This window comes from Acinetobacter sp. UBA3461 (assembly GCF_002381195.1).
Classification (GTDB): Bacteria; Pseudomonadota; Gammaproteobacteria; order Pseudomonadales; family Moraxellaceae; genus Acinetobacter; species Acinetobacter schindleri.
The window spans coordinates 241,381-254,384 of record NZ_DFRO01000026.1; the positions used below are offsets into that span (position 1 = coordinate 241,381).

The 13,004-nt window shown below is 43.5% G+C and carries 9 protein-coding genes; 5 read left to right on the forward strand and 4 right to left on the reverse strand.

Features of this window, described 5'->3' with window-relative positions; all coding sequences use genetic code 11:
• Positions 1–5: 5 nt before the first annotated feature.
• On the reverse strand, positions 6–2,678 hold the full coding sequence (locus B3D47_RS07195; protein ID WP_163168363.1) for a Lon protease family protein: 2,673 nt from the start codon (positions 2,676–2,678) through the stop codon (positions 6–8).
• Positions 2,679–2,874: 196 nt separating this feature from the next.
• Here B3D47_RS07195 and B3D47_RS07200 point away from each other — a divergent pair, with 196 nt between their 5' ends.
• From B3D47_RS07200 to rpmE, 4 genes are all read left to right on the forward strand, one after another.
• Positions 2,875–5,037, forward strand: coding sequence for an AmpG family muropeptide MFS transporter (locus tag B3D47_RS07200; protein ID WP_286860933.1), 2,163 nt, complete (start codon positions 2,875–2,877; stop codon positions 5,035–5,037).
• A gap of 1 nt (position 5,038) precedes the next feature.
• The gene (gloA, locus tag B3D47_RS07205; protein ID WP_163166581.1) at positions 5,039–5,440 is read left to right on the forward strand and encodes a lactoylglutathione lyase; all 402 of its coding nucleotides are present in this window, start codon (positions 5,039–5,041) and stop codon (positions 5,438–5,440) included.
• A gap of 147 nt (positions 5,441–5,587) precedes the next feature.
• Positions 5,588–6,568, forward strand: a complete 981-nt coding sequence (locus tag B3D47_RS07210) for a bile acid:sodium symporter family protein (protein ID WP_286860937.1) — start codon at positions 5,588–5,590, stop codon at positions 6,566–6,568.
• A gap of 200 nt (positions 6,569–6,768) precedes the next feature.
• Positions 6,769–6,993 carry a 50S ribosomal protein L31 gene (rpmE, locus tag B3D47_RS07215; RefSeq protein WP_004782616.1) on the forward strand — a complete coding sequence of 75 codons (225 nt, stop codon included), beginning with the start codon at positions 6,769–6,771 and terminating at the stop codon, positions 6,991–6,993.
• Between the two features lie 87 nt (positions 6,994–7,080).
• Here rpmE and B3D47_RS07220 read toward each other — a convergent pair whose 3' ends face one another.
• Genes B3D47_RS07220 through epmB form a run of 3 tightly spaced genes read right to left on the reverse strand, consistent with a single transcriptional unit; the run spans position 7,081 to position 12,026 of the window.
• Positions 7,081–9,270 (reverse strand): EAL domain-containing protein, encoded by a 2,190-nt coding sequence (locus B3D47_RS07220; protein WP_286860940.1) that lies wholly within the window; start codon positions 9,268–9,270, stop codon positions 7,081–7,083.
• A complete protein-coding gene (locus tag B3D47_RS07225) occupies positions 9,252–10,997 on the reverse strand; it encodes a hypothetical protein (RefSeq protein WP_005221534.1) in 1,746 nt (581 codons plus the stop codon). The genes B3D47_RS07220 and B3D47_RS07225 overlap by 19 nt, the downstream gene beginning before the upstream one ends.
• A 12-nt stretch (positions 10,998–11,009) precedes the next feature.
• Positions 11,010–12,026 (reverse strand): EF-P beta-lysylation protein EpmB, encoded by a 1,017-nt coding sequence (epmB, locus tag B3D47_RS07230; RefSeq protein ID WP_004894097.1) that lies wholly within the window; start codon positions 12,024–12,026, stop codon positions 11,010–11,012.
• A 378-nt stretch (positions 12,027–12,404) separates the two neighbouring features.
• Here epmB and efp point away from each other — a divergent pair, with 378 nt between their 5' ends.
• Positions 12,405–12,974 carry an elongation factor P gene (efp, locus tag B3D47_RS07235; protein WP_004810438.1) on the forward strand — a complete coding sequence of 190 codons (570 nt, stop codon included), beginning with the start codon at positions 12,405–12,407 and terminating at the stop codon, positions 12,972–12,974.
• Positions 12,975–13,004: the final 30 nt, after the last annotated feature.

The window sequence follows — 13,004 nt, forward strand, 5'->3', positions numbered from 1 at the left end:
CAGGATTAGTTTTCTGCCTTATTCTCAGAGGTTTCAGATTTTTCCAGTTCTTTTGATTCAGCCGCAAGTGCTGCTGCAAGCGCATCTGGATCTGCCTGAATATCCTTTACTGGTGCTTTGTCTTTTTTCTTTTTCTTCTTTTTTTTCTTTTTCTTTGGCTCTTCTTCCTCAAGCTCGGCACCATCTTCAATAGCTTGCCAGTAATCCAGTTGTTCCATCACCGCAGCATAAATCGAATGCTTGCTGTAACGGCCTTTCTTGTCCAAGGTACCAACCGGACGTGCCATTAGAATTTCCAGTGCTTGATCGATGGTATCAATCGCATGGATATGGAACTGACCTGCTTCAACTGCTGCAATTACATCTTTACGCAGCATCAGATGCTGCATGTTTTGACGTGGAATAATCACACCTTGCTTGCCAGTCAAGCCTTGCAATTTGCAGGCATCGAAGAAGCCTTCAATCTTGGCATTTACCCCACCAATTGGCTGTACCTGACCAAGCTGGTTCATGGAACCGGTAATTGCCCAAGACTGGTCAATTGGCAACTGGCTAATGGCTGAGATCAATGCAGAAAGTTCAGCCACAGTAGCACTGTCACCATCCACCTGACCGTAACTTTGTTCAAACGCCAGAGCTGCAGAGAAGTGCAGGGTTTGTTCACGACCGAAATGTGCTTTCAGGAAAGACGCCATCAGTAATACGCCTTTGGCATGTAGTGAACCACCAAGTTCCACGCTGCGCTCGATATCCAGAATGTCACCACCACCTTGATAGACCGATGCAGTTAAACGTGAAGGTAAACCAAATTCCACGTCCGCATAGTGAATGACAGAAAGGGCATTGATCTGACCAAGACGGTGACCACGTGTCTCAATCAGCTGGGTACCACGAGACAGATCTTGCCAATATAGCTCACGTAAATAGCCTAAGCGATATTTGCGATGATCTAGGGCAGTATTGATGTGTTTTTCTGAAACCATTTTGTCATCAGCTTTAAAGGCATGATGATGCGCTTCACGAATCAAATCCCCCAAAGTCAGCGCATGTAATGACAAGGAGCTTTGGTCTTCAGCCTGACGGCTTGAATCAGTCAATAAGGCAGCCAAAGCAGAACGGTCAAAAGGCAACAGTTTGTCTGCCTGAACATAATCTGCAATGAGCTGCATATAAGCCTGCTCATTTTCGTCATTACGTTGTAATGTATCTGTAAAGTCAGCACGGATTTTAAAAATACTGCCCAGCTCAGGTTCGAGCTCCAGAATTTCATAATAGATCTCTGGTTCAGCTAGTAACACGATCTTGATATCAAGTGGAATTGCCGCTGGCTCAATTGAAATACTGCCAGTTAACGTTAGCATATGTTCTAAAGAAGACAGTTTCAGCTGACCAGATTTCAATGCACGTTTTAGGCCTTGCCATGCATACGGTTGTTCTAAGAGTTGCTCGGCTTCAATCATCAGGAAGCCGCCATTGGCACGATGCATTGAGCCTGGACGGATCAAGGTGAAGTCAGTGGTAATCGTACCGTTCTGGGTTAACTGTTCTACATGACCGAGCAGGTTATAATGGGTTGGGAAATCTTCAAAGATCACCGGCGCACCGCTGTTTGGCTTATATGTCACAATGACATTGGCCTGATAACGGGACGGCACACGACTGAACAGGCCAGGAGTAAAGTCATCTTCTTCCTGTTCCAGCACAATCTCGACATTATTAATGATGTCTTCCGCATAGAATTTCAGATATTTATCCAGGCCTTCCACATCTTTAAATTTAGCTAGCATCTGTTCAACACGCGGTACAACCACTTGTTTGGCAATCTCACGGTTGAGTACCTGTACACGGTCACGGGCATCATCTTCCAGATCACCGAGGTGCAGGCCCAGGCGTTCCAGTTTTTTATCCATGTAACGCATGTTGGAGGCAATTTCAGCGCGATCTTTATTGCTCAGTGCATTCAGATCATCTTGTGTCATTTCCTGTAACTTGTCATCTTTGAGATGAACCGGTACAAAACAGTGCTCATCATTGCGAGAGATCAGCTTTAGATCGAATTCTTCACCTTCACGGGTCAGTTCAATCAGCGCCTGCTGCTGTTCATCACCGGTTTGCTGACGGATCATTTCAATACGGTTGTAATAGGTTTCCGCAGTAAAACGACGTTCCAGCTGTTTAAGAATGGTTTGCCAGCTTTGATGCAGCATTGCCTGGAATTTAGGACCTTGACCTGCAGGAAACTGCAATGCAATCGGTTGGCGAGAATTCTGGAAATTATTAACATACACCCAGTCATTTGGTGTTGCTACTGTTTTGGCATGTTGCTGTAGCAGACGTTTGACCATGGTGCGCTTGCCAAGACCTGCGGTTCCGACAGCAAAAATGTTATAGCCTGAATATGGCAGGGCAATCCCGGCTTCAACTGAGGCACGTGCACGATCCTGACCAAGAAAATTATTGAGTGGTTTAATACGCTTGGTCGACGCCGGAATTTTATCCAGTTTTGGAATATGTGTCAGTTGCGTGGGCTGCAAGCGGGTTTTTTCAAGAGTAGGTTGTATTTCGCTTTGTTCAAATGCTGTCTTTAATAGTTCAGCATGGTTTTGTTGTGCAGTTAGGGTAGTGTTAATCGTATTGGCGGTTATTGAAGAATGAATTTGATCGAGTCTCTGGGTCACTGTTGATGTCCAAAACGAAATAGTGCATTAATGATTTAAGGTATACAGAATTAGCCGGAAAATTCAAGCCAACATGTCGCTTTTGGCGTAAAAAAATAAAATGATCTATGCAGAGAAAATGGTAAATCTTGTTGAAAGATCCTGTATTAAAGGATTGAATAGCAACTACTGGTTTTTTGCGGAAAATAATAAAGCAATGACAACACAAACGACGGGTTGGAAATCCGCCTTTACAGCCTTCTTGGATCGGCGTGCGCTGATCATGCTGTTTCTGGGTTTTTCAGCCGGTGTGCCGATTCTCCTGATCTTTTCAAGTCTGTCTCTCTGGCTCGGTGAAGCGGGTATTAGTAAAAGTGCAGTAACTTTCTTTAGCTGGGCTGCCTTGGGTTATTCCTTTAAGTTTGTCTGGGCACCACTGATTGATGAACTACCAGTGCCATTCCTGACTAAGGCTTTAGGTCGACGTCGTGCCTGGTTGCTGATCGCCCAAATTCTGATTGTTTGCGCGATCTGTATTATGGCTTTTTCAGATCCGGCTTTAGGACAACTACATCTTCAGCAGATGGCGCTTGGTGCAGTCTTGCTTGGCTTTTCCGCAGCAACTCAGGATATTGTGATTGATGCCTACCGTATTGAACTGGCAGAAACCCAGATGCAGACCGTGCTGGCTGCAACTTATAACGCAGGCTACCGTATTGGTATGATTGTCGCTGGTGCGGGCGCATTGTTCCTTGCTGCTTACCTAGGTACCGCAAAAGGTAACTATATTTATGACGCCTGGAAATGGACCTATTTGGCCATGGCGGCTGTGATGTTGGTGGGGATTATCACGACGTTATCAATCCGTGAACCGCAGGTTGATCGGGTGCGCAAAACCTATGTGCGCAGTGATTATTTCCGTCTGGTCGGGGTGTTTTTTGTTGCAGTCATCGGCTTTGTATTGAGCTATATATATTCAGGTAACCTGGTGAGCATGTTGACTGAACAGTTTGCCATTCAGGATACCTTTGCATTATTTACTTTTGAATCTTTGCGTTTTATCGGATCTGGTGCAGTCGCATTTGGTGTGGGTGCCGCCTTGGTGAAACTGGGTGCGGTGAACCGGGAAATGGCCTATGAAACCTGGGTCAATCCGGTTGCGGATTTCTTCAAGCGCTATGGCCTAAAACTGGCTTTGGTCCTGTTATTGCTGATTGGTTTTTATCGTGTTTCAGACATTATTGCTGGTGTGATTTCCAATGTGTTCTATCAGGACATGAACTTTAGCAAGGAGCAGATTGCTGAAGCAGTGAAGGTCTATGGGGTGATCTTTTCCCTTTTGGGTGGTTTCCTGGGAGGATTATTGGCCCAGAAGATGAATATCATGAAGCTGATGTTTGTCGGTGCCATTCTGGCCTGTTCTACCAATCTGATCTTTATTGGTTTGGTTAAATCCGGGCAACAGCTAAATCCGGTAGATATTCAGGTTGGACAGCAACGCTATCAGGCAGACACGGATGAAGTTGGTTACTGGAAAGTGAAAGTACCAGTACAGGTACTCGCTGATGCCAAGCAGATTCAGGTTCAGGCGGCTTATGCCAATGCTAATTCGACTAATAGTACAGTTAGCCTGTCCATGCCATATTTGCTGCAGACTTCAGGTAATGCACAGCTGCAGGTTTTACCAATTACCAGCGACAATACCCTTCATGCTAATGAACAGGGAAGTATTGTGGTTCGTGGTCAATATGTCGGTGAAGCTTTACAAGATAATCAGAAGATCATTTATGAACTGAATGATGAGCGTTTTGAAGCCAAGCTGGAAGAACAGGGGGTGTTTAGTACAGCTATTCCAGCAGAAAAACTGAAATCTGCGCCAGCGCATTTAATCAGTGCGGTACTAATGGAGGATGGGCGAGCTGTTCAGCAAGTGACACATGTCTATCAGACGAGCACTGATGCTAAAAATACCAAGATGCTTGATGTCGATATCCAGCCACTGGTTCCTGTGGATGTGAATCGTAATACTGATATTGAAGTGACAGGCAAGGTGATCAAGCCATATAGCGATGCCTGGCTGTATTTTGCGATTATCGTCGATAACCTGGCTGCCGGTCTGGCAGGTGCAGCATTTATTGCCTTCTTATCCAGCTTGACCAGCGTATCTTTTACTGCAGTCCAATATGCGATTTTTAGCTCACTTATGACGCTAACCCCTAAGATTTTAGGGGGATATTCAGGTACTATAGTCACCAATATCGGTTATCCGAACTTCTTCCTGATGACCACATTGATCGGGATTCCGATTCTCATTTTAGTGGTCTGGGTTGGAAAATTACTCGGTGAACACCAAAAACAATCTGGCAATAAGGATGAATAATATGCGCATGCTGCATACCATGTTACGTGTAGGCAATCTGGAACAGTCATTAAAGTTCTATACTGAAGTGCTTGGTATGACTTTACTTCGTAAGCGTGATTATGAAGAAGGTCGTTTCACTCTGGCATTTGTAGGTTATGGTGATGAAGAAAACCATACCGTGCTCGAGCTGACACATAACTGGGATACAGACAGTTATGAACTTGGCAATGCTTATGGTCATATCGCGATTGCAGTCGATGATGCTTATAAAGCCTGTGAAGAAATCAAGGCACGTGGCGGCAGGGTAGTTCGTGAAGCTGGCCCCATGAAAGGTGGCGTGACTGTAATTGCCTTTGTTGAAGATCCAGATGGTTATAAAATTGAACTGATTCAGCAGGACCATAACGCACGTAACAACTAAGTGTTAATTAGATAGCATGATATGTGAAATGTATTCATGTAGAGATGAAAAGATTACATCAATCTGAGTGCATAGCCTGGGCCCGGTATCTGTTAAGATAGCCGGGCATTTTTATATCAAACAATAAAATTTAAGGGATGAAGGGATATGCTTAAGTTATTGGCATTGGACCGTTTTACTATACTGCTTTTTATAATGGTGATACTTGCCAGTTTTGTTCCGGTATCAGGACAGGCGGCTGAAATCTTTTCATCTATTACCACGATTGCGATTGCTATCTTATTCTTTCTGCATGGTGCCAAGTTATCACGTGAGGCCGTAGTTGAAGGATTGATGCACTGGAAGCTGCATACCTCGGTGTTCGCATTTACTTTTGCACTGTTTCCTATAATTGGTCTGTTGGCCAAGCCGGTCCTGGTTCCGTTATTGGGTCAGGAACTGTACTGGGGCTTCCTGTTTATGTGCTTCCTGCCATCAACAGTACAGTCTTCGATTGCCTTTACTTCAGTGGCACAGGGTAATGTCGCCGGTGCAGTGTGTAGTGCCTCATTTTCCAATATTGTTGGTATGTTTATTACCCCAATATTAGTAGCCTTTTTTATTTTGGGTCAGTCACAACATGGTTTTGATCCCACCTCATCTATTATGCAGATCACTTTACTGCTTCTGGTGCCATTTATCCTTGGACAAATTCTGCGTCCTTGGGTATTTCCACAAATGAAGAAAATGCCAGAAATCGTTAAGTTTTTTGATCAGGGTTCGATTCTCATGGTGGTTTACGGCGCATTCAGTAGTGCCGTTGTGGCAGGGCTGTGGCATCAGGTAAGCTTAACGACCTTATTACTGCTCATTATTGCCTGTTCAGTCTTGCTGACTGTGGTGATGCTGCTGGCCCTGTTTGTGCCGCGCTGGATTGGTTTTGATAAAGCGGATCAAAAAACTATTTTTTTCTGTGGTTCCAAGAAAACTTTAGCCAGCGGCGTGCCGATGGCACAAATTCTGTTTATTGGTCAGCCAATTGGCATGATTGTATTGCCAATCATGATTTTCCATCAGATTCAGCTGATGGTTTGCGGCATTGTTGCCAATATGTGGTCCAAACAGGTTGAAGTTAAAACTGAAGAATAATTCGCATATTAAATCTGTTTCACGTATAATATTGCCCAACTTGTTGTGCTTAGCTCTGACGGTATCCGTCTCGGTGGGCCAAAAGAATGGTCTGTTGTGGTGTTGATCTGCCTGAATTTGATTCTGGCCTTTCCTCAGTTTCTGAGAGTGATCAATTGCGATGACAGCAAAACCTTCTTGATCTTTATGGAGAATCGACCATGCGCGCCGATATTCACCCAAAATATGAAAAACTAGTTGCTACTTGTTCATGTGGTAACGTAATCGAAACTCGTTCAGCTGTTGGTAAAGAAACGCTTTACCTAGACGTATGTTCAGCTTGCCACCCATTCTACACTGGTAAGCAAAAGAACGTTGACACTGGCGGTCGTATCGACAAGTTCAAACAACGTTTTGCTGGTATGTCACGTTCTGTTAAACGTTAATACCCAAAATGAAAAAAACGGGCAATTTGCCCGTTTTTTTGTGCCTGAAATTTGTGAATTCACAATATTCAGGCTTGGTACAGGCGCTTAGCGCTCCTGTACGTCAATCAGATGATCCAGTTTTTTCTGGAAGTAATCCCCTTGAATGAAGCGTGCATCGACATTCCAGGCATTGGCAAAGGAAGTCATGTCATTCAGTTCACGTAAAAGAATATAAACTGGTTTGACTTCCAGATAGCCAGTAATTTTTTCCTGCAGTTCCTCGGTATTGTAATTCAATTGCGCAGTGAGCTGTGGATGGATCGTTAAGGCATTTACATCCATTTCACGGAGCAAGGTTTCACTATATATCGAATTGCCGAATTCACGAATCGCAATCTCTGCGCCATGGTCACGCAGAATACGGATATATTTCTGCGCATCCTCGCGGTTCAGAATCAGATCCTCTTCAGCAAATTGTAAAGTGAGAGGATGCTTTAATTTACTGCGAATAATCGTAATCAGCTTGGAGATAAACTCAGGAAAACTACGGTCTTTGAAGAGCACGGCACGATTCAGGTTTACGATCAAGCGGGCTTCAGGATATTGGGTGATAAAGTTATGCAGTTGCTTGCAAGACTCGACCAGAATCCAGCGATCTAGCTTGATTGAAAGTTCATCATCTTCACGCAGTTCCAGCAGCTTGGAAATATCCTGCCATTTATTTTCAAAAATAAAACCGCTGGTAACCTCATAGGTATACAGGTTGCTATCTTCCTTGTCATACAGCTGCTGATATTTCAGATGGATTTCGCCACGCTCCAGGCATTGACGCAGTGCATGCAGGATTGAACCTGGCATCGCTACAGGTGCTGCCGCCGTGGCTGGTGTTACAGGCGTTGGAACTGGTGCAGATACTGGACTAGAGGCTGACTGGGCTGCAGCTGGTTCGGCAATACTGAACTCCAGACTTGGAACAGTTTCTGCAGGTGCAAGCATATCCGATGGAATATCCAGCACAAATTCGGAAGACTGTTGTGCTTGAGGTAATGGTGTAGAGAAGGCACGAGCAATATGCTGATCCAGCTGTGCCTCATCATGTAGTTCACCGTCGAGTTTGGTATAACCGATGCGTAAGTTCAGAGAGCAGGTCTGCTGATTGACTGTAATCAACTGCGGTTTGGTTAATGCAGCTAACCCAATCAGTTTAGATTCCAGAATTTCCTGAGAATCGGCCTGAATGACACCGACCAGGACATCATGTTCCAGTTTAAACAGCGATACACGAACCTGTTCTTTCAGGAAGTTCTTAACTTCATGGAAGTAGCCTGTGTAGATCGCCCAATCTGCATTGAGAATTTGAGACTCATAAGCAGCAAAAGAGAAGGTGATCAATGCATTGGCATTGGCAGGCTCGCGGTTCAGCTCGCGTTTTAGTAATTGTAACGTACTTGGCTTGACTGCTGCTTTTTCAGTTGTTGTAGCAGATTGAGTTTTCGCAGTATCAATCGTTAGCTGTAAAGCATCTTCTTCACTGGTAGAAGCCAGGAACTCAAGCTTGAGGGGGTTGACTGCAGCAATCTTTGGATTGGTTGAATGAATTTCAAAACCACCCAGCTCGAACTGACCTTGGGAAATTTTCTTAAAACGGGTCTTAAATTCGTTTAGATCTTGTGGCTGTAACAGATCGAGTAAAGGCAAACCGATAATGTCATCTTCAGAATTCAGGCCAAACAGTTTCAGGTAATCTTCATTGGCCTGAATGTGAATGCCTTCCTGAATGGTGGCTACCGCTTTGTTACTGTCCTCAACCAGTAATTGTGCCTGAGTTTGTGCTGTTTCCAGCTCTTCTATTAAATGTTGCTGCGACTGGGTCAGACGGCTGAAAGACAGGGCACGTACCAGACCGAGGTAAAAACGTTCTGGATATTCCAGATTCAAAATGTCATACACACCCTTCTGGATATAACCGGTATATTGATTAGCCTGATAGTCATCAGGTTTAAGCAGCAGAATCGGTAAGTTTGGCTGTTTCGATAAGCGTACCAGACTGAGTGCCTGTTCATATTTCAGGTCATACGCACGGCCAAAGATGATCAGGTCCCAGTTGAAATTCAACTGCTTTTCAAAGTTTTGCAGGTCATCCAGCAGAACTGCATCCACCTGATATTCATTGGCGGTCAACAGATCACGAATCTGGTTAAATCTAATTTGATTATCATCAATAATCAGTAAACGTGTTTCTGTACGTTTTAACTTTTTAGACAATAATGGATTTCTCACTTCAATGCTTCCCATAAGTCGTGATTATTGATTTCATTCATTTGCTTGTGAATAAAGCCTTTAATGATCTGTTCTTCCTGATCATTCAATAATTCATAGTCAAATCGAATAAAGCTTTGTGTGATCAGCTGTGCTTTGGTCAGATAGATTTTTATTTCACGACCATCAACACGCAGGTGAATCGTCTGTTTTTCCCTAAACATCTGTACACCTGACACAATAACACTATTCGAAATCTGATCTAGTTGGGTTATCTGTACCAGTAAAGCTGGCTGATAATTTTTCAGATGACGGTCGGTCCGTGCATAAACTGCACATGGGAACAGGTCTTGCGCCAGAATTTCCAAGCCTAGTTCCAGACTTTTTTCTGTTGACTGTTTGATCCAGCGGATCACACCACCACGCCATTGGCTTTGGGCATTTTCCTGAACCAGAATAAATTCGCCGGTTTTCAGATTCGATGGGGTAAAGCCGGTCCACTTAATCCGGTAACCATTGACGCTGATGTCCAGCACTTCGGCATGGTGAATCTGCTTGGCTTCACGATCTAAGGCTTTGATATGACTAAATGAACCTGGTACGGCATTTTCTGATGCACTGATAAAGCTACTTTCACTCTGGAAGTTATAGCCGCCTTCAACATCTAGGGTTTCATGGAAGTTTTTGCCCTGAGACAGATAGAAATGTGCAGCAGACAAACCAAAACAGATATTGATATGCGCTGAGTATTCATAACGCTCATGACGACGTTCCATGGTTGTGGTCAACAGGTTATAAATATGAAAATGCAGCGCTGGGGTGAGGAACAATTTCTCATTACGCGACAGATACTGGGCATTTTTGGTTTGTGTACCCGCCAGATGTTCCATCAGGTTCTGAGTGGCAATAAATATGCTCGGCTTGAAATGATCATTCAGACGCGAGTTATATACCGGTGGCAAGTCTTTGCTGCTATCGACTGCATAGCGGGACAGGGTAGTCTCTTTAGGTAAAACCTGAACCAGTTTGGCCCAGTCAAAACTGCAAAGATACAATCCCTGAATTTCTGCCGGTCGGATTTGATGAGTATTGAAGATTTCCAGCAGGATCAGCTGTGCATACGCATTCGAAATATTCTGTAGCTCATGCTGAGTACCCAAGACCTGATTGATATTGCTCTGATGGAAATTATTTTGCATTGCAATTTCAAGCAGCTGATGAGCTGCAAGCCATTGGCCCATCACTGGCTTGCCATACAGCATATGCTGTTGATACAGCAGCAGGCTGAGCTGTTGCAAAGCATAGTAAATCGAAACCATACGTGCCGTGGTCAGACTTTTCTTTTTTCCCAGTTTAAATAAAGAAAAACTGCTGTGATTCAGCTCATGATTACAGCGCTTGGCAATATCAATATAGGCCTTGGCAAAATGACTACGCAACAGCATCGCCAGTTCAATAATCTGGTCATTACGGTCAGTAGTAATCAGGCCTTGATTGACAAAGTGTTTTTCCAGGCTAGTCAGTACATTTTCAAGAGTCGGATGCAGTACCTGAATCAGGTCAAAACGCAGGGTTTCAGAACACTTCAGTTCAGAGATTTCCAGTAGGGCACTGAACAGTGACTTGGAGGATGTCCCCAGTTGCAGGATCGAAATTCCTGCCACCCATTCCTGCAAGGCTTTTACATTGGCTGGACAAAAGCTCAGTTGATCCAGTTTAAGTTCCGTCGGCGTTTGAAAAATATCTGAATTATGTTTACTCATTTATTATTTAACTCAAAATGTTGAAACCCCAAAAAGCGGTGTCTTATTTTTTTCGCCCGCAATTTCCCGAACAAGTTTAGGTACCAAATACCCGGGTAAGTTCGCTAAAACTTCTGTATAAATCTCGTTTATATGCTTAGGTGACAAATCAAAATGATGCGCCCCTTTTACTTTATCAAGTACATGTAAATAATACGGCATCACTCCAGCTTCAAACAAGCGATAACTTAAATCGACCAAAACTGGTGCAGTATCATTTACTCCTTTGAGTAACACTGCCTGATTAAGTACTGTAATCTGCTGCTGAACCAACTGATTCAGTTTGCTACAGGTGTAATCATCCAGCTCAGATGCATGATTTGAGTGTACCACCAGAATAATACGTAGCCTACTGTTTTTTAACATGCTTGTCAGCTCGTCATCGATTCGGCTTGGGATTACAATCGGAACTCGTGAATGTATTCTTAAGAATTTAAGTTGAGTTAAAGTTTCCAGACGTTCAATCCAGAGTTTTAATTTCCGGTTAGAAAGAGTGAGTGGATCACCACCACTCAGGATCACTTCATTAATATCTGGCTGGCTTAGCAGATAGCTTTTAATATTTTCCCAGTCTTCATTTTTAGGTAAATTTTCTTGATAAGGAAAGTGACGTCTAAAGCAATATCGGCAATGTACGGCACAGGCTCCGGTCAGGGTCAGCAGAAAACGTGACTTATATTTATGTAGGACGCCTGGCTGCTGGTTAGCCTGTTCTTCACCCAAAGGATCAGTAACAAAACCCGGATGCTCTTCCAGTTCCAGATGATGTGGCAGGACTTGCAGTAACAGGGGGTCAAGTGGATTGCCAATCTGCATTTTGCCAACAAAAGCACGTGGTACCCGTAACTTGAATTGTTCTGATGCCAGAATTGCGCCAGAAAGTAGCTGCTCAGGTGAGAGTTTCAGTTGTTGTAATAATTCCTGCGGATTTGTGATCAAGTCACTCAGTTGTGACTGCCAGTTTTGTTCCTGATAGAAAAAGTCTGTCATGTGGGAAGAATAAAGTAAAAGTGGAAGCGATGAAGCTGAAGCGATTAGTTTAACAGTTTATATATAGTATGAATGTGCCTGTATTGGATAAAGTTTGACGTATTAGTTGAGCAGATTATATAAAGCTTTGTCTTAATGATCAGCAGATGGTAGGGACTGAATAATTTGTTCAATGGTATGTCTGACTGTAACTTAGTCAGTGAAGGTCTGTTAAATAGGAATTTTTCGTTGCGGCCTGGTGTATTGGTCATTTAGAATACGCAACATTAAATGAATGTGCATGTGGCAACTACATGTTCGTGTCAGACTTGCTAAATGACATTGCAACAGCCCATAGCATCAATAGATTAAAGTTAGTAAGTTTGGAGTGCGCCAGTCATGGCCTATTATTCTACGAATGATTTCAAGTCAGGCCTTAAGGTTATGCTTGATGGTAACCCATGTTCAATCATGGAAAACGAATACGTAAAACCAGGTAAAGGCCAAGCCTTCAACCGCGTAAAATTACGTAACCTTAAATCAGGTAAAGTGTTAGAAAAAACATTTAAGTCTGGTGACTCACTAGAAGCTGCTGACATCGTAGAAGTAGAAATGGAATACTTGTACAACGATGGCGAAATGTGGAACTTCATGGATCCAGTATCTTTTGAACAGATTGCAGCAGACAAAATCGCAATGGGCGATGCAGCAAAATGGTTAAAAGACGACTCTAATGAAAAATGTACCATCATGCTTTGGAATGGCGTTCCTTTAACAGTGAATGCACCAAACTTTGTGGTATTGCAAATCGTTGAGACTGATCCAGGTGTACGTGGTGATACTTCTGGCGGTGGCGGTAAGCCAGCGAAACTGGAAACAGGTGCGGTAGTACGTGTTCCATTATTTGTTCAGCAAGAAGATAAAGTTCGTGTTGATACGCGTACAGGTGAATACCTAGAACGTGCATAATGGTCTGAAAATAGACTATTATCAAAGGGG

Coding starts and splice junctions, on each gene's coding strand:
- rpmE (WP_004782616.1), top strand. CDS start 6,769: ATGCGCGCCGATATTCACCCAAAATATGAAAAACTAGTTGCTACTTGT.
- efp (WP_004810438.1), top strand. CDS start 12,405: ATGGCCTATTATTCTACGAATGATTTCAAGTCAGGCCTTAAGGTTATG.
- B3D47_RS07200 (WP_286860933.1), top strand. CDS start 2,875: ATGACAACACAAACGACGGGTTGGAAATCCGCCTTTACAGCCTTCTTG.
- epmB (WP_004894097.1), bottom strand. CDS start 12,026: ATGACAGACTTTTTCTATCAGGAACAAAACTGGCAGTCACAACTGAGT.
- B3D47_RS07225 (WP_005221534.1), bottom strand. CDS start 10,997: ATGAGTAAACATAATTCAGATATTTTTCAAACGCCGACGGAACTTAAA.
- B3D47_RS07210 (WP_286860937.1), top strand. CDS start 5,588: ATGCTTAAGTTATTGGCATTGGACCGTTTTACTATACTGCTTTTTATA.
- B3D47_RS07220 (WP_286860940.1), bottom strand. CDS start 9,270: ATGGGAAGCATTGAAGTGAGAAATCCATTATTGTCTAAAAAGTTAAAA.
- gloA (WP_163166581.1), top strand. CDS start 5,039: ATGCGCATGCTGCATACCATGTTACGTGTAGGCAATCTGGAACAGTCA.